The sequence below is a fragment of the Veillonella sp. genome (assembly GCF_018364065.1).
Taxonomy (GTDB): Bacteria; Bacillota; Negativicutes; order Veillonellales; family Veillonellaceae; genus Veillonella_A.
This window is the reverse complement of record NZ_JAGZMO010000004.1, coordinates 243,163-259,454: the sequence shown is the minus strand read 5'-3', so window position 1 is coordinate 259,454 and position 16,292 is coordinate 243,163. Positions and strand designations below refer to the sequence as shown.

The following is a 16,292-nucleotide window of genomic DNA, read 5'->3' as shown; positions in this document are numbered from 1 at the left end:
GCGGATATCCGCTCCTCTACTTTTATAAATGAGAACAAACTTCATATGAGGCTCTATCTATTACGCGTTGCGAGTCTCTATGATTTCGTGACAGGGAACGCATTCACACAGCTGTTGGCTTTGTAAATATTCCAAGGTAACCTGTGCCGCGTGTTGTTCCGCTTCTTTTTTACTTTTTCCTGTGCCGGATCCGTATGCCTTGCCTTCAATACGGACTTCCATGCAAAATACTTTGTCATGGTCGGGACCTGATTCACTGACGAGAGTATAAACAATCTGCTTTTCCCCGTCCTGCTGCACATATTCCTGCAACATGGTCTTGTAATCTTTCCCCAATTTACCGGCTTTTGCTTTTTCCAAATATCCTTGCAAATGACTCAATACAAACTGTGCGGCCGTATCATACGATGTACCTACATACAACGCACCGATAACCGCTTCAAATGTATCCGCTAAAATTGATGCACGGGCCCGTCCGCCTGATGTGGCTTCCCCCCGGCCTAACAGCAAATAATTGCCGAAATTTAATGATGCGCTACAAGCCGCTAAGGCAGTTTCACAAACTGTAGCCGCTTTGATCTTTGTCAGTTCACCCTCAGTCATTTGAGGATATGTCTTAAAGAGATATTCTCCAATAATTAAATCTAATACAGCATCACCTAAGAACTCCAATCGTTCATTGTGCTGTACGTGTTTTGCCCTGTTTTCATTCGCATAAGACGTATGCGTGAATGCCCTATCCAGCAAGGTCAAATCCGTCAAAGGCACGCGCAGACGCGCCACAAGCTCTTGAAGCGAGGCTTCTCGAGCTTGGCGCGTCATTGCCTTATGTGATTTACGGCCCTTCAATTACTCCTCGTAGCGACGAACTAAGAGTGTCGCATTGTGGCCGCCAAAGCCGAAGGAGTTGGAAAGAGCGCAGTTAACTTTAAGTTCACGTGCTCCTTCAGGAACGTAATCAAGATCAAGTTCAGGATCCGGATTTGTTAAGTTGATAGTTGGGTGGATTTTACCGGTTTCAATAGCCATAGCCATTACAATCGCTTCAATCGCACCGGCAGCACCTAACAAGTGACCGGTCATGGATTTTGTAGAGTTAATAGCGATTTCTTTTGCATGATCGCCGAACAACTCTTTAATTGCCAAGGTTTCGTTTTTGTCGTTAAGACCTGTAGAAGTACCATGAGCGTTAATATAGTTAATTTCCTTAGGATCGATACCTGCATCGTTAATAGCAAGTTCCATACATTTACGAGCTTGAAGTCCGCCAGGAGCCGGAGCTGTGATGTGATAAGCATCACCATTGCTGCCGTAGCCGATAACTTCCGCATAAATGTGGGCACCACGTGCTTTAGCATGTTCTAACTCTTCTAATACTACGATGCCTGCCCCTTCACCCATTACAAAGCCATCACGTTCTGCGTCGAATGGACGGGATGCTTTTTCAGGTTCGTCGTTGCGTGTGGACATAGCTTTCATTGCAGCGAAACCTGCAACAGCAGCCGGAGAAACAGCAGCTTCAGTACCGCCGGCAAACATAATGTCTGCGTCGCCACGAGCAACAATACGGAATGCATCACCAATAGAGTTTGTGCCGGAAGCACAAGCTGTAATATCAGTAATTGCCGGACCGCGAAGACCCAATTCGATGGATACACGGCCAGACACCATGTTAGCAATCATCATTGGCACTGCGAAAGGACTTACACGATTAGGTCCTTTTTCGAACAAGGTAACATATACATCATGGATGGAGTTAATCCCCCCGATGCCTGTACCTACTACAGTACCACAACGATCGCGATCTTCTTCGTCTAAATCAAGTTTAGAGTCTTGAAGAGCAAGTACAGCAGCGGCAATAGCAAATTCAGAAGAACGGTCCATACGACGAGCTTCTTTCTTGTCTACGCCAAACTGCGTAATATCAAAATCCTTAACTTCACCAGCAATGCGTGTAGCATAATCAGTGGCGTCAAAATGCGTAATTGGGCCAATACCGGACTGACCTTTCAACAACGCTTCATAAAATGCTTCTTTACCAATTCCCACAGGTGTTACTGCACCTAAACCGGTAATTACAACACGTTTTTCCAATTAATTCACCTCACATGTAAACTATGCATTGAAATACATTAATCAATAGCGGAGACTTCTTTGATTAATTTTGCAAAAATCTCTTTCACTGGCAAAATTTCATCTACTTTTCTCATATTATTGCCGGAGAACACGAGGCCCGTTTCCACGTCCCCTTGTTGCGCCCGTTCCAATGCTTTGATCAGACAGAACTTATGAGAGCAATGCTTTAAACAGCGATTGCACACCTTCGGCGGTGCTACGGTACCATCTATTACAGACGCTGCAAATTTGTTGCGGATCGCCTGCCCCGGTAACCCTACCGGACTGTCAATTAAAACAATATCTTCCGGCTTTTCAGCACGCAAGTACATTTTCTTTAATTCATCAGATGCGTTGCATTCCACACTGGCTGCAAAGCGACTCCCCATCTGTACCCCATGGGCTCCCAGTTTCAACATTTCAACAATGTCTTTACCGTCAAGAACACCACCGGCACCGATTACAGGAATATTTTTTACTGCTTTTAATACTTCAGGCACGATTTCACGAGACGAACGGTCAGTACCTAAATGTCCACCCGCTTCACTGCCTTCCACTATTACTGCAGACGCTCCTAAGCCTTCAGAAATACGAGCCAATTTTCCGCTGGAAACAATCGGCACGATAGGAGTACCTGACTCTTTACCCATACCGAACATATCACGGGAGAAACCCGCTCCTGCTACAACAAGGTCAATGCCTTCCTGAATAGCAGTTTTTACAAGGCCGGCAAACTCAGTTGCTGCCACCATTGCATTTATACCAATAATACCCGTAGGTGATAATTTTCGAGCTAATCTAATTTCATAACGTAATTCATCAAATGGCATACCGGAGGCCGCAATAAGACCAATGCCACCTTCATTAGCTACAGCAGCCGCTAAGCGTGCTGTAGATAACCTGATCGCCATGCCACCTTGAATAATAGGCACCTTTGCCACCAGATTCCCTATGCGAAGTTCAGGGAGCTTCACTATAAATTCCTCCTGTTACGTATACCGATCAGGAGGCCGAAGCCTCCTATCGGTGCACAAGTCTTAGTCTTACGCTTCTTTGATAGAATCAATATATTCTACCGTATCTTTTACTGTCTTAATTTTTTCAGCTACATCATCAGGAATTTCTACATTGAATTCTTCTTCGAAAGCCATGATCAATTCAACGATGTCTAAAGAGTCAGCGCCCAAGTCGTCGATGAATGTAGAATCAATTTTAACTTCAGCTTCGTCAACGCCTAACTGTTCCACAACGATCGCTTTTACTTTATCAAACGTGGTCATTGTGATTTCACCTCCTTTCAATGGAATCTAGTATATGATACTACATTACCATGCCGCCATCAACATTGATTACCTGGCCGGTAATATAGCTTGATAATCCACTGGATAAGAATACGGCCACATTGGCAACCTCGGAAGGTTCCGCCATGCGTCGCATCGGGATTGTTTCCACCATAGCTTCTTTCACTTTTTCAGGCAAAACGTCAGTCATGTCTGTGTGAATAAAGCCCGGTGCAATGGCATTTACGCAGATACCGCGAGATGCCAATTCTTTAGCACAAGTCTTCGTGAAGCCGATAACACCGGCTTTGGAAGCACTGTAGTTAGCCTGGCCCGCATTACCGGTTACGCCGACTACGGATGTCATGTTAACAATCTTGCCGCTGCGCTGTTTCATCATGATCTTGGAAACAGCTTTTGTTACCAAGTAAACGCTCTTAAGGTTGATGTTGATTACATCGTCCCAGTCAGCGTCTTTCATGCGCATTAACAAGCCGTCGCGAGTAATACCCGCATTGTTTACTAAAATATCGATATGGCCGAATGTTTTATGAGCTTCTTCTACCATAGCGGCTACTTCGTCCGCATTGGAAACGTCAGCTTTAATTTTGATGGCCTTGCGACCAAGTGCTAAAATCGCGTCAACAGTTTCCTGAGCGGCCGCTTCGCTGCCACTGTAGTTTACAACTACGTCAGCACCAACCTGCGCCATGCGAATCGCAATAGCACGGCCGATACCACGGGATGCGCCTGTGATTAAGGCTACTTTATCTCCTAAATGCATTTTATCGAACCCCCTCTAAAAATTCAATTGTTTTAGCTAAGGATTCTACATCTTCCACATTAGCCAGTTGCATTTCTTTATTAATTTTCTTCGTGAAGCCGGTCAATACTTTACCAGGGCCTACTTCTACGAAGTTGCCTACGCCATAGTCTACCATGGTAGCTACGCAGTCTTCCCAAAGTACAGGGTGAGCTGCCTGGATAACCAAGGATTTTTTAATAGCTTCAGCATCTGTTAAGATTTCGCCGGTTACGTTTACTACTACCGGAATCTGAGCGTCTTTAACAGTTACTTTATCTAATTCTTCTTTAAGACGAGCCGCTGCCGGTTCCATCAAACGACTGTGGAACGGAGCACTTACAGGAAGCATAACAGCACGTTTTGCACCGGCTGCTTTCATTTCTTCCGCCGCTTTTTCAACCGCTGCTGTTGCACCGGCGATAACGATCTGGCCCGGACAGTTGAAGTTTACAGCCTGTACAGATCCTACTTCTTTGTCGATCTTTTCACAAATAGATACTACTGTTTCACGAGGTAATGCGAGAATAGCCGCCATAGCACCTTCGCCAATTGGCACAGCTTCCTGCATAAATTGACCACGTTTGTGTACGATGTACACGGCGTCTTTGAAGTCCAATACGCCTGCAGCTACCAAAGCGCTGTATTCGCCAAGGCTGTGACCGCCTACGATATCAGGGGTAAAGCCTTTTTCTTTCAACACTTCATAGCAAGCCACGCTGGCTGTTAAAATAGCCGGTTGAGTGTTAGCTGTTTTAACGAGTTCAGTGTCAGGACCTTCGAAGCAAAGTTTACTGATAGAGTAACCTAACGCTTCATCAGCTTCAGCAAAACGCTGTCTTACAATAGCATACTCATTGTATAAATCTTGAAGCATGCCTACTTTTTGAGAACCTTGACCTGGAAATACAAATGCTGTTTTCACCTTACTGCCTCCTGTATTATTTAACCATTTTCTGTAAACCGCCAATAACGGTTTCAGTTTCACGCATAATATCTTTGATGATCTCTGCACAAGGTTTTACATCTTGTAACATACCGGAAATCTGGCCAATCATTACAGAGCCGTTCTTCACATCGCCTTCGATAGCCGCTTTGCGAAGTGTGCCTGCGCCCAATTCTTCCAATACGTCTTTAGAAGCACCGCTGAATTCCAATTCCTGGTATTGATGGGACAATAAGTTTTCCAAAATACGAACCGGATGACCTGTAGTAAGGCCGGTCATGATTGTGGAACGGTCTTTTGCCTTAAGTACTGCTTCCTTGTAGTTAGGATGTGCAATACATTCGTCGGATAATACGAAACGGCTACCCATCTGAACAGCGCTTGCGCCCAATGCGAAAGCTGCTGCCGCACCGCGGCCGTCGCCGATACCGCCTGCTGCGATAACCGGTACATTAACTGCGTCAACGATCTGAGGGATCAAACACATAGTTGTGATTTCACCAACGTGACCGCCGGATTCAGTACCTTCCGCAACAACTGCGTCAATACCGCCGCGCAATAAACGTTTTGCCAATAATACGGATGCCACTACAGGGATAACCTTAGTGCCGATTTCTTTTAAAGCAGGTACGTAAGTACTCGGATTACCTGCGCCGGTAGTGATTACCGGTACACGTTCTTCAAGAACAACTTGCATAACTTCCTTTACGAAAGGAGACATGAGCATGATGTTACAACCGAATGGTTTGCTCGTACGTTCTTTAAGTTTATGAATTTCATTGCGGAATACATCCGGTGGCATATGACCGGCACCAATGATACCAAGTCCGCCGCCTTCAGAAACAGCCGCTGCCAATTCAGCAGTACCTAGCCAAGCCATACCGCCTTGAAATATGGGATACTCAATCCCTAACAAATCACAAATATCAGTCTTTATCATGGTTCTCCTCCTTAGTACCACTTCATTACCAGACCGGCCCAAGTCAATCCGGCACCAAAGCCTGCAAAGGCTACGGTATCACCGCGTTTAATAAATCCTGAACGGATGGCTTCGTCAAGTGCAATACCTACAGAAGCAGCTGAAGTGTTACCGTATTTTGGTAAATTAACAAATACCTTATCACTAGGTAATTTAAGTCGATGTGCAGCGGACTCAATAATACGCGTATTTGCCTGATGAGGAATAAAACAATCTAAGTCAGAGAGTTCCAAGCCTGCATTCTTGAGAGCAGTCAACACGGTTTTGCCCATAGTTTTTACTGCAAATTTATATACATCGGCCCCATCCATACGGATGTAAGTAAGGCCTTCTTCAATTCGTTGATCATTTGGAACCATTGCAGTTCCGCTGGAAGGAATGCAAAGACTCATTCCTCCTGTCCCGTCGGCACCCATATCCATGCCGAGCATGCCGTATCCTTCTTCTACAGAAGATACGATAGCCGCACTGGCACCGTCACCGAACAACACGCATGTGCTGCGGTCCTGCCAGTTAATAACACGGGATAATACTTCTACGCCGATAACCAATACATTCTTAAACATATTGGAGTTTACATAACTGCCGGCCGTAATAAGTCCATATACAAATCCGGAGCACGCAGCGCCTAAGTCAAAGGCTGCCGCATTCTTTGCGCCCAGGTTAGCCTGAACAAGACAAGCTGTGGAAGGAATGCTCATATCACCGGTTAATGTAGCTACAATAATGCAGTCAATATCTTCTGCGGTAAGATTCGCCGCTTCCAATGCCTGTTTGGCCGCTTCAGTGGCCATATCGGAAGCGTTCATGCCTTCCGGTGCAATGCGTCGTTCTTCAATGCCTGTACGTTCGCGGATCCATTGATCACTTGTATCAACAATTTTCTCCAGGTCCGCATTTGTCACAATATTGTCCGGCAGAAAACTGCCGGTACCGACGATTCCCACCGGTTTAGTCCACATCGTCATATTTGATTGCTCCTTCTTCTTCAATACTATGTTGAATGTTTTCAATGATTTTTCTGTCAACCAGTTCTCCGGCAATCTTGATGGCGGTGAAAATTTCTTTCGCCCTGGAGCTGCCGTGAGAGATCAGGAATACCCCATTGACACCTAATAATGGAGCTCCCCCGTTTTCCGTATGATCCAAACGGTGACGGATTTTTTTAAATACCGGGTAAATTAATAACGCACCGAGCTTAGCCATAATGCCGCCGTTTTTGATGCCTTCCTTTACCAGCTGGGTCATTACCCCAACCAGGCCTTCCGCAAACTTCAACACTACATTACCTACAAAGCCGTCGCAGACAACTACGTCTACGGTGCCCTTCGGAATGTCGCGCCCTTCCACATTGCCTTTAAAAGGAATTGTTTTTAACTGTTCCAATAAAGGATATGTAGACAGGCAAAGTTCATTGCCCTTCGTGTTTTCTTCCCCTACGTTCAAGAGCCCCACTGTAGGATGCTCCTTGCCGAACATAAGTCGCGCATAGTTGTAACCCATAATGGCGCCCTGCACCAAATGTTTCGCTTTGGAGTTTACATTGGCGCCCGAATCAAGCATAACCGTTACCCCTTTTGGTGTAGGTATCGGTGTAGCAATCATGGGACGATCAATGCCTTTAATCCGGCCCAATCCGAATAGAGCGGCCGCTACAGCTGCTCCTGTACTGCCCGGCGCAATAACTGCATCACATACTTTATCGCGAACCAATCGCGTAGCAACTAATATAGACGCATCTTTTTTCTTGCGAATAGCCGTACCGGGATGTTCACACATCTCAATGACTTCACTGGCATGTTGAATGAGCAATTGCGGGTTATTTTCTTGTCCTTGTTCTACTAGTACGTCACGAATTTTAGTTTCGTCACCTACTAATACGATTTCCATTTTTGGAAACGCTTTAGCAGCTTCAATCGCACCCAGTACCATTTCGACCGGAGCGAAATCACCGCCCATAGCATCAACTGCAATTTTCATATCTTTACATCCTATCCTCGATGGGCTCCATTATAAATTTGGCCCTAAAGACTTCGTTAACTTTATCCTTGATTGTTACCCAGATGAAATGCTTTTCACCACGTTGCCGCATCACTGATGCTTTCGCAACTAAATTACAATCTGCTTTAACAGGATTCTTGTACTTAATATTACCAACACCCGCTAACGCGGCCGGCACACCAAGTACGGCTTTTGCCAATGAATCTGCTTGAGCATATAAATATTGAGGCTCTACATAACCTGCACAATCCGTCATATCGTTGGTTGTGCGTAATATACTAAGACCTTGCTCGCCGACTGTCAAATCAATCAGCTCGCCGACCACTTCGATGTGGTCGTGATCATTAGCCTCATGAGCGTATCCTTCTGCTTTTGCTTTTATGCGCTCACGCAATTCAGGAATTCCCAGTTCTAACCGATCTAAACGAATGGTAGGAACGCTGACGTTAAATAAGATGGCCAGCTCCTCATCGGTAAGGAAAGGCGTTGTATTCAGTTTTTCTTGTAATAACTGTTGTCGCTCTTGTTTCTTTCTCCGAGACATGGTACCACCTTTTATGACCAAGTAATAATACTTCGTTACAATTATATGCTACCGTCACAATTATTGCAAGTAAATCTATTAATTTTTTGTTACCCGGCTAAAAAACTGTAGCCTCAGCTACTGAAAACTATTTTCAACTCAATTATAATAAAAATACATCAAGAACTCAAACAGCATGAAAAATTCGCAAATACAGCCCGTTTTCAGTTTCGCAAATTTTTAATGTTGTTTAACTCATATGATATGTGATTCTGTGCAAAAGCATCACTATATTATACCACTAATACAGTATAAGCTAAATATTTTTTTACTATATAAAGGAGCTGCTACAATGACTACTTTGAAAGAAGCCTTAGGTTTTCAGAACAACGACCGCCTTTCCACAATGATAGATATTAAAGACCGCTATTTAAGTAATGAACTTACCCTTGAAGAAGCACGCCAATTATTAAAAGAAAAAATCGGCACCTGCACACCGGACGAATTCGCCTATGGTGAGCAGCAATTGAAGGGATCCTACACAGACGAAGAAATTACCCATCGCATGGATGACCTTCTCAACCTCTTCGAAGGCATTTTAGTTCGCACCGACAACACCTATCCGGTTAATCACCCCCTATGGGTTTACATGCAGGAAATCAACGCCGGCCTGGCCCTCATGGACGAAGCGGACGAATTGTTAAAAAAGCCGCATTTCATTAAAAACCCTTGGTTAGGTCTTTATGATAGCCTCAGCCAATGGTCCAAGCATTTATCTCGCAAGCAAAATCAACTCTATCCGGCTCTTGAAAAATACGGCTTCGACCGCCCGACTAAAATTATGTGGACCTTTGACGATAAAGTGCGTGACCTTATCCGTCAGAGCCGCCAACTTCTTCAATCCGATAAAGACGCTGAATTTGTAGCCTTGCAACCGGCCATGATTGACGCCTTCCGCGACTTGGCCGCCAAGGAACAGGAAGTCCTCTTCCCTACAGCCATCAAATTAGTTAGTGATGATGAATTCTCCTACATGAGCATTGGCGATCACGAAATCGGTTTTGCACTTATCCCTGCACCTCCATTCTACGGCGAAGAAACAAAAACAGCAACCGGCACAACTGCCAACATGTCATCCCATAACGGAGACACTCACGGTTTGTCAAACAACGCTATGTATGCTACCGCTCATGCCGGTGCACATGGTTCCGACGCCGCACATAAAGAACAGTCCTTCATGAGCGAATTAGCTGCATTATTAGGTAAATATAATATAGCAGCGCCAAACAGTGCGCCATCCCCTGACACAGAGCTCGATGTGGCAACGGGCAAACTTTCCTTGGAACGCATTAACTTATTGTTCAAACATATGCCGGTAGACCTATCCTATGTAGATGAAAACGAACTAGTAAAATTCTACAGCGATACGAAACATCGCATCTTCCCTCGCAGCGCCAACGTTATTGGTCGCGAAGTGCGCAACTGCCACCCTGCCAAGAGCGTGCACCTGGTAGAGGAAATTATTGAAAAATTCCGCTCCGGCGAGCAGGACAAAGCGGAATTCTGGATTAACAAACCGGAAGCATTCATTTACATCCTCTACACCGCCGTTCGCGACGAACAGGGCAATTTCAAAGGCGTGTTGGAAATGATGCAGGACTGCACCCGCATCCGCAGCTTGGAAGGCTCCCGTACATTGCTCACTTGGGACAATGAAGTACATGGTGATGCAGCCGGTCACGCTAATGCAACTGAACAAGGCACTACAGCTAAGCAAAGTAACACTGAAACAGATTTGAACAAAGCTACCGTATCCTCTAACGAAGCTGCAACTTCTAAAGAAACTGTGACTTCTGAAGAAATAGCAACTGTATCCCACGAAACATCCTCAGCACTTAGCAAAACTGTTAAAGGCATCACTATTGCGCCTGACACAAAACTCTTCGACTTATTCAACAAAGTAGACGGTCTGCGCCATCACATGCCACAGATTAACAGCAACTTTGCTATGCTCAACACCACCTTTGGTAAAATAATGGCTAAAAATGCCACCATCGCAAAAGCGGCCGGCCGCTCCGGCATGAGCGAAAGCGAACTAATCGACGCTATCAGTGAATTTATAGAAAAACAGTAAGCTCACTTTAAGCAATGAATACACTATCAGCGATGAATATGCTGTCAGCAATGAATTGACTATAACAAAACAGTAAAAATAATAATATAATATTTATTTTAGTAGAAAATAGGTCTGCTTAATGCAAAACAGCTCTTCCCCAATTCAGAGGAAGAGCTGTTTCTTTATTAGTTATTATATAGTAGACAAAAGTGTTACTTCAGTCGTTTGTAAGCGTCACTTAACCAGGACAGCTGATCTCGTTCCCGTCGAATAGCTCGTTCAAGAATAAGGGCATGACCGAAATGTTCCTGTCTTTGTTCATCGCTCATGGCGGCCGTGACACTTTGGTGCCTATCGCTCAAAGCTATCGCTTACGTGACGCCTTGAATGCCAACGGCGTAGAGAACCTCTTCATTTCCAACTCCGAAGCCCCTCACGGCAATCAAGGACAATTGGTAAACGAAACCATGGTTCAGTGGCTTGTAGATAAGCTAACCGCACCATCGAAAGCATAACAGCAACTCGCCTATAAAGCGTAACGTCAACGTATCTATAAGAACTAACATCAACTTGCCGGTAAAGCTTACGCTAATTAGCTTATAAAACGTGACAACAATTTACTTATAAAAAGAAAAAACTCCTTTACAACCCTGTGCTATACTAACTATAGACAGTTATGTAAAGGAGTTTTTATTATGAGCAAAACAACCAAATCTACTTCAACGAATGCTTCAAATAAAACATCAAATAGTAAAGCAAATACAAATACAGCAAGTCATGATTTCGCGCCGGACGATCCTCGCATCGAAAGCATGCCATTCCCGCCCCTCTTGCCGACCAATGCTACGGTTATGTTGATGGGCACATTCCCACCTGCCACAGACAAACGGGCCATGCAGTTCCATTACCCGAACTTTCAAAATGATATGTGGCGCGTATACGGCATGATATTCTTTAACGATAAAGAGCATTTCCGAAAAGGCGAAGAGAAAGCCTTCGACGCCGATAAGATCAAAACCTTTCTTCGCGAAAAAGGCATCGCTTCCTGTCCTACAGTTTGGAAAGCCATCCGCGAACACGGCAATGCGTCCGATGCATTCCTAACAGTCGTTGAGCCTGTCCACATTCACGAAGTACTGGATCAATTACCGGACTGCCGTGCTATCGGCACTACCGGCGGTAAAGCCACAGAAGTGCTCTTAAGCTTAGCTGACAATCCGCCTAAATTACCTAAAACCGGTGAAACCGTGGAGCTCCACTTCGGTGAACGGACCATACAGTTAACACGCCTGCCATCCACATCGCGGGCCTATCCATTAAGCTTAGACAAGAAAGCCGCAGCCTACAAAGGGTTCTTCCGCCAGGCCGGACTTATCTGAGCAAAGCTCCACTGATAACCATCTGTTGTGCTTCATTGGTGCCTTCATAAATCTGAGTCACTTTTGCGTTGCGCATAAGGCGTGCCACCGGATACGCTTCAGAATATCCGTTTCCACCGAGAAGCTGTACGGCTCTTGCAGTCACATCGACTGCAACGTCGGAACAGAACTTTTTCGCCATCGACGCGGACACCGTATAGGATCTGCTGTTCTCTTTATCCTGCACAGCATTGTAAAGCATCATATTGGCCGCTTCCACCTGAATGGCCATATGAGCCAACTCAAATTGAACATGCTGAAACTGCGCCAAGGATTTACCGAATTGCTCCCGCTTTTTAGTATATGCCACAGCCTGTTGCAACGCTGCTTCAGCCAGACCGGTTGCCTGCGCCGCCACGCCAATACGACTGCTGTCGAGAGCACTCATGGCAATTTTATAGCCATCTCCCTCGCGGCCCAGTAAATTCGATACCGGCACCTGTACATCCTTAAATGTTAAGGTGCAACAAGTCGATGTGTGAAGGCCCATCATGAAATCCCGTTCACCGGCACTGAATCCGGCCATGTCCTTGGTTACGATAAATGCGGACAATCCCTTCGTTCTTGCTTCAGGATTGGTAGCAGCGAATACAATATAGTATTCCGCTTCGCCACCATTCGTAATATATACCTTTTCACCGTTCAGTACATACAAGTCACCGTCTTTTACAGCGCTCGTCTTGATGCCGCCCACATCAGTACCCGCTTCACGCTCGGTGAGAGCAAAGGCACCCAAGGCTTCGCCGGTTACCAACGGTTTCAAAAAGGCTTTCTTTTGCTCATCCGTGCCGAAGCGATGCAAGGGTTCGCAGCACAAACCGGCCGTTACCGACGCACTGATAGCTAAACCGTCATCATGAACGGCTAATTCTTTTAAGGCTGTAATATAGTCTAAATACGAGCCGTCCATGCCACCATAGGCTTCAGGCCAATATATGCGCGACAAGCCTGTTTGCAACACTTCATCGAGTAATCCTCGATCGAAGAAACGGCGCTTATCGCGGTCCAGTACGGTAGGCTCAACCTTTTCCCGGCAAAACTCCCCTATCTTGGACTTCCAGACTTTTTGCGCTTCTGTTAATGGATACATTTTATTCTCCTACTGTTTCAAATCAATCTATCACCTTAAAATTACACTATCGTCTTAAAAATAATCTACCGCTCAAAATTAATCTACAGACTTAAAATTAATCTACGGACTTAAAATTAATCTAACAACTTAAAGTTAATCTATTTTTCCCTGTACGACAAAAGCGTGGACATCCATTGGATATCCACGCTTTTATAGTAGAGCTGTAAGCGTTTTCGCTCAGCTCAGCAGGTCTTATTGAGCTACGTTGTTAACTACTTGAGTTCCTTTATAATGACCGCATGTTGGGCAAACCCGATGAGGCATCATAGGTTCGTGGCATTGCGGACAAGCTACATAACCTGGAACAGTTAACTTCCAGTTCGCACGACGACGGTCGCGACGGCATTTGGACAATCTACGCTTTGGTACTGCCATTATCTGCACCTCCTTAACATAATCACTGGGACAAATTAATCATCATCTTTTTCATCGAGCAGTGTGCGAAGCACTGCCAATCGAGGATCCACCACAAAGGATTCACAAGAACAAGGTGAAACATTTTTGTTTGCTCCGCAATGAACGCACAATCCTTTGCAATCTTCCTGACATAACACTTGAGAGGGCTCATTGATGATTAATGTTTCCCGAATGACTTCCGTTAAGTCAATGGTCTCACCATCAAATGGAACTACCTCACTCGCCTCTTTATCTTCCCAGTCCTTAAAGACTTTGAAAGTTTCACCGAAGGGTATCGTTTCCTCATGATGTACCGGCGCTAAGCAGCGGGTACACTCATAATCGCCTTGGGTGCTGACTGTGCCATCGACAATGAAATTCTGTCCATCGTAACGAAAATCACCACTAATGGTTATATCATGACGGCTCCAAGGAAAAGCAGTTACATCCCCCAGCACAGTGGCCGGTTCAGTAAATTTAAAAGGAAATTTCTTTCCTATGTGTTCTTTTGCTTGCTCTACTTGCAGTTTCATAATTTTACCTCGACTATAATATTATAGCTATCTATATGGGCTTTGTCAAATAAATAAGCTATAAAGTTATAAAGAAAAAACACGGTACGATTTATGTGTCGCTTTCGCTCCGTTAAATCGTGTTCACCGATTAAGTAAAGCCTTCCGATGTAGGTCATCAGGTACTCCTAAAGACCTTACTCCCCGCATCGGTACACATATTATATCACAGATTAAAAACTATAAAAGATTGGCAAAGAAAAAAGTCTCCATTGAAGGAGACTTTTTTATAAAACAAGTTCAAATCTTGTTATTACATTTTTTCGAACTGATCTTTACCTACACCGCAAACTGGGCATACATAATCATCAGGTTGATCTTCAAATTTTACGCCTTCAACAGCTTCGTCATAAATCCAGCCACATACTACGCATACATATTTATCCATTTCACTTGCCTCCTTTTAAATTGAGATAGACACTTCATCTATGAATTAAGTTTAACACAAATATCGATTATATTCAATATCTTTTTTGCTAATTTTTTATTTTTAATACAACTCGCAAAAAAGCCCTTTCTATGGGCTTCTTTACGGTATTTCACTCAACTTTTGTTTTTTTGATTTATGATTAATAAAACTATAGGAGACTAAATTTATCCTATTTTAACAACGTATAATAATATCTATCCGCCCTCATATCAGGGGGAATCGATACGCTGATTTTTCACGGCTCATATTCATGGACTTTGATAAATTATTCGTTGTATGCAATCTTAGTATCTCTTTTAGGAATTTGAATTGCACCATCAATCACCTCTTCATTGTAACTACGGGAACAAGGATCTGTATAATTTAATTAACAGTACCTAGCCTTCATATTTTTTTATAATTATATATTTTTTCCTTAAAATCCCTTATAATATAGAGGAAATAGTATTTATTTTCAATTACCACAAAATAACAGGTAAGTACTATTTTTTATTACACATATAATTTCCAAAATAGAGAATAATACGACGCAAAGCCCATAAAAGGCGAAACCGCTACCTATGGAGTTCTACGTCTCTATCGTCATTTTATGTCAAAGGAGGCATTTATGAAAACGAAACTTACCGAATTGTTAGGCATTCAATATCCTATTATCCAAGGCGCTATGGCTTGGACTTCCGAACATAAATTAGCCGCTGCCGTAGCTAACGGCGGTGCAACCGGCGTTATTGCGTCCGGCGGCCGCTCTGCCGACTGGGTACGCGACGAAATCCGCGCTGCCAAAGAGCTTACTACAAAGCCGTTCGGCGTGAATCTCATGCTCATGGCGAACAATGTGGATGAAATCGTAAACGTTATCATCGAAGAAAAACCGGCCTTCGTAACCTTAGGTGCAGGCAACCCGGTTCCTTACATTGAGCCCTTACACGCTCACGGCATCAAAGTAATTCCTGTAGTTCCAAATGTAAAACTTGCTAAACGCGTAGCCGATGCGGGCGCCGATGCAATCATCGTGGAAGGTCAGGAAGCTGGCGGTCATATTGGTACGCAAACAACCATGGCCCTCATGGAAAACGTTCTTCCTGAAGTTTCCATCCCTGTAATCATTGCAGGCGGTATTGCGGACGGTCGCGCTTTGGCAGCCGCTTTAACCATGGGCGCTGCAGGCGTTCAAATCGGATCCCGTTTCATTTTGGCCGAAGAATGTCAAATGCATCAGAACTGCAAAGATGCCATCATTAAAGCAACCGACACCGACTCCGCCGTTACCGGCCTCAGCAGCGGTCACGGCGTACGTTCCTTGAAGAGCGAATTTACAAAGAAATACATTGAAGCTGAGTTCAAATGCACCCCTAAAGAAGAATTAACGGCTATGTCTGTAGGCACTAACAAATTGGCTGCCGTTGACGGGGACATCGTAAACGGTGCTGTACAATGCGGCCAAAGCTTAAACCGCCTCACAAAAATTGAGCCGGCCAAGGTAATTATCGACTCCATCATCGAAGAAGCTAAAAACGCCATTAAACAGGCCCAGCAATTCGTGTAATACGAGTTTTCCAACTATTATTTCTACCCTTTATTT

The 16,292-nt window shown here is 44.4% G+C and carries 19 protein-coding genes; 4 read left to right on the top strand and 15 right to left on the bottom strand.

Translation table 11 applies throughout. The features are described from left to right. Positions 1-60: 60 nt before the first annotated feature. The 10 genes from rnc to fapR all read right to left on the bottom strand — a co-directional run bounded on the left by rnc (position 61) and on the right by fapR (position 8,667). A complete protein-coding gene (rnc, locus tag KHZ77_RS06095; RefSeq protein ID WP_295196732.1) occupies positions 61-849 on the bottom strand; it encodes a ribonuclease III in 789 nt (262 codons plus the stop codon). Next, entirely contained in the window at positions 850-2,094 is a 1,245-nt protein-coding gene (gene fabF / locus KHZ77_RS06090) for a beta-ketoacyl-ACP synthase II (RefSeq protein WP_295196729.1), read from the bottom strand. It abuts the gene before it with no gap. 38 nt (positions 2,095-2,132) lie between these two features. After that, positions 2,133-3,089, bottom strand: coding sequence for a nitronate monooxygenase (locus KHZ77_RS06085; protein ID WP_295196728.1), 957 nt, complete (start codon positions 3,087-3,089; stop codon positions 2,133-2,135). Between the two features lie 69 nt (positions 3,090-3,158). Then, a complete protein-coding gene (locus KHZ77_RS06080; protein ID WP_006554975.1) occupies positions 3,159-3,395 on the bottom strand; it encodes an acyl carrier protein in 237 nt (78 codons plus the stop codon). 40 nt (positions 3,396-3,435) lie between these two features. Continuing rightward, complete coding sequence (gene fabG, locus KHZ77_RS06075) at positions 3,436-4,179, bottom strand: 3-oxoacyl-[acyl-carrier-protein] reductase (RefSeq protein ID WP_295196725.1); 744 nt, start codon at positions 4,177-4,179, stop codon at positions 3,436-3,438. A gap of 1 nt (position 4,180) precedes the next feature. Further along, on the bottom strand, positions 4,181-5,122 hold the full coding sequence (fabD, locus tag KHZ77_RS06070) for an ACP S-malonyltransferase (protein WP_295196723.1): 942 nt from the start codon (positions 5,120-5,122) through the stop codon (positions 4,181-4,183). Positions 5,123-5,138: 16 nt separating this feature from the next. Next, entirely contained in the window at positions 5,139-6,083 is a 945-nt protein-coding gene (gene fabK / locus KHZ77_RS06065; protein WP_295196720.1) for an enoyl-[acyl-carrier-protein] reductase FabK, read from the bottom strand. 11 nt (positions 6,084-6,094) lie between these two features. Beyond that, positions 6,095-7,090 carry a beta-ketoacyl-ACP synthase III gene (locus KHZ77_RS06060; protein ID WP_295196717.1) on the bottom strand — a complete coding sequence of 332 codons (996 nt, stop codon included), beginning with the start codon at positions 7,088-7,090 and terminating at the stop codon, positions 6,095-6,097. Continuing rightward, positions 7,074-8,102, bottom strand: coding sequence for a phosphate acyltransferase PlsX (gene plsX / locus KHZ77_RS06055; protein WP_295196714.1), 1,029 nt, complete (start codon positions 8,100-8,102; stop codon positions 7,074-7,076). The genes KHZ77_RS06060 and plsX overlap by 17 nt, the downstream gene beginning before the upstream one ends. 4 nt (positions 8,103-8,106) lie before the next feature. After that, positions 8,107-8,667 (bottom strand): transcription factor FapR, encoded by a 561-nt coding sequence (gene fapR, locus KHZ77_RS06050; RefSeq protein ID WP_295196711.1) that lies wholly within the window; start codon positions 8,665-8,667, stop codon positions 8,107-8,109. A 331-nt stretch (positions 8,668-8,998) separates the two neighbouring features. Here fapR and KHZ77_RS06045 point away from each other — a divergent pair, with 331 nt between their 5' ends. Continuing rightward, entirely contained in the window at positions 8,999-10,780 is a 1,782-nt protein-coding gene (locus tag KHZ77_RS06045) for a DUF438 domain-containing protein (protein WP_295196708.1), read from the top strand. Positions 10,781-10,974: 194 nt separating this feature from the next. Here KHZ77_RS06045 and KHZ77_RS06040 read toward each other — a convergent pair whose 3' ends face one another. Next, positions 10,975-11,091 (bottom strand): hypothetical protein, encoded by a 117-nt coding sequence (locus tag KHZ77_RS06040; protein ID WP_295196706.1) that lies wholly within the window; start codon positions 11,089-11,091, stop codon positions 10,975-10,977. Between KHZ77_RS06040 and KHZ77_RS06035 the strand changes: the two genes are divergently transcribed. Then, positions 11,077-11,277 (top strand): hypothetical protein, encoded by a 201-nt coding sequence (locus tag KHZ77_RS06035; protein WP_295196703.1) that lies wholly within the window; start codon positions 11,077-11,079, stop codon positions 11,275-11,277. The genes KHZ77_RS06040 and KHZ77_RS06035 overlap by 15 nt on opposite strands. Positions 11,278-11,574: 297 nt before the next feature. Continuing rightward, positions 11,575-12,141, top strand: a complete 567-nt coding sequence (locus KHZ77_RS06030) for a DNA glycosylase (RefSeq protein WP_295196929.1) — start codon at positions 11,575-11,577, stop codon at positions 12,139-12,141. On the opposite strand, the gene KHZ77_RS06025 is transcribed toward KHZ77_RS06030, so the two are convergent. The 4 genes from KHZ77_RS06025 to KHZ77_RS06010 form a co-directional block, all read right to left on the bottom strand. Further along, positions 12,134-13,270: an acyl-CoA dehydrogenase family protein gene (locus KHZ77_RS06025; protein ID WP_295196700.1), complete on the bottom strand. Its 1,137-nt coding sequence runs from the start codon at positions 13,268-13,270 to the stop codon at positions 12,134-12,136. The genes KHZ77_RS06030 and KHZ77_RS06025 overlap by 8 nt on opposite strands. A gap of 234 nt (positions 13,271-13,504) precedes the next feature. Further along, on the bottom strand, positions 13,505-13,687 hold the full coding sequence (gene rpmF, locus KHZ77_RS06020) for a 50S ribosomal protein L32 (protein WP_295196698.1): 183 nt from the start codon (positions 13,685-13,687) through the stop codon (positions 13,505-13,507). Between the two features lie 35 nt (positions 13,688-13,722). After that, on the bottom strand, positions 13,723-14,241 hold the full coding sequence (locus KHZ77_RS06015; protein ID WP_295196696.1) for a DUF177 domain-containing protein: 519 nt from the start codon (positions 14,239-14,241) through the stop codon (positions 13,723-13,725). A 292-nt stretch (positions 14,242-14,533) separates the two neighbouring features. Further along, on the bottom strand, positions 14,534-14,668 hold the full coding sequence (locus KHZ77_RS06010; RefSeq protein ID WP_028255687.1) for a rubredoxin: 135 nt from the start codon (positions 14,666-14,668) through the stop codon (positions 14,534-14,536). Between the two features lie 631 nt (positions 14,669-15,299). Between KHZ77_RS06010 and KHZ77_RS06005 the strand changes: the two genes are divergently transcribed. Next, the gene (locus tag KHZ77_RS06005; protein WP_295196689.1) at positions 15,300-16,256 is read left to right on the top strand and encodes a nitronate monooxygenase; all 957 of its coding nucleotides are present in this window, start codon (positions 15,300-15,302) and stop codon (positions 16,254-16,256) included. The last annotated feature ends 36 nt before the right edge of the window (positions 16,257-16,292 follow it).

Coding starts and splice junctions, on each gene's coding strand:
- KHZ77_RS06060 (WP_295196717.1), bottom strand. CDS start 7,090: ATGACGATGTGGACTAAACCGGTGGGAATCGTCGGTACCGGCAGTTTT.
- fapR (WP_295196711.1), bottom strand. CDS start 8,667: ATGTCTCGGAGAAAGAAACAAGAGCGACAACAGTTATTACAAGAAAAA.
- KHZ77_RS06010 (WP_028255687.1), bottom strand. CDS start 14,668: ATGGATAAATATGTATGCGTAGTATGTGGCTGGATTTATGACGAAGCT.
- KHZ77_RS06005 (WP_295196689.1), top strand. CDS start 15,300: ATGTCAAAGGAGGCATTTATGAAAACGAAACTTACCGAATTGTTAGGC.
- plsX (WP_295196714.1), bottom strand. CDS start 8,102: ATGAAAATTGCAGTTGATGCTATGGGCGGTGATTTCGCTCCGGTCGAA.
- fabK (WP_295196720.1), bottom strand. CDS start 6,083: ATGATAAAGACTGATATTTGTGATTTGTTAGGGATTGAGTATCCCATA.
- rpmF (WP_295196698.1), bottom strand. CDS start 13,687: ATGGCAGTACCAAAGCGTAGATTGTCCAAATGCCGTCGCGACCGTCGT.
- KHZ77_RS06045 (WP_295196708.1), top strand. CDS start 8,999: ATGACTACTTTGAAAGAAGCCTTAGGTTTTCAGAACAACGACCGCCTT.
- KHZ77_RS06080 (WP_006554975.1), bottom strand. CDS start 3,395: ATGACCACGTTTGATAAAGTAAAAGCGATCGTTGTGGAACAGTTAGGC.
- KHZ77_RS06030 (WP_295196929.1), top strand. CDS start 11,575: ATGCCATTCCCGCCCCTCTTGCCGACCAATGCTACGGTTATGTTGATG.
- KHZ77_RS06015 (WP_295196696.1), bottom strand. CDS start 14,241: ATGAAACTGCAAGTAGAGCAAGCAAAAGAACACATAGGAAAGAAATTT.
- KHZ77_RS06025 (WP_295196700.1), bottom strand. CDS start 13,270: ATGTATCCATTAACAGAAGCGCAAAAAGTCTGGAAGTCCAAGATAGGG.
- fabG (WP_295196725.1), bottom strand. CDS start 4,179: ATGCATTTAGGAGATAAAGTAGCCTTAATCACAGGCGCATCCCGTGGT.
- KHZ77_RS06040 (WP_295196706.1), bottom strand. CDS start 11,091: ATGAGCGATGAACAAAGACAGGAACATTTCGGTCATGCCCTTATTCTT.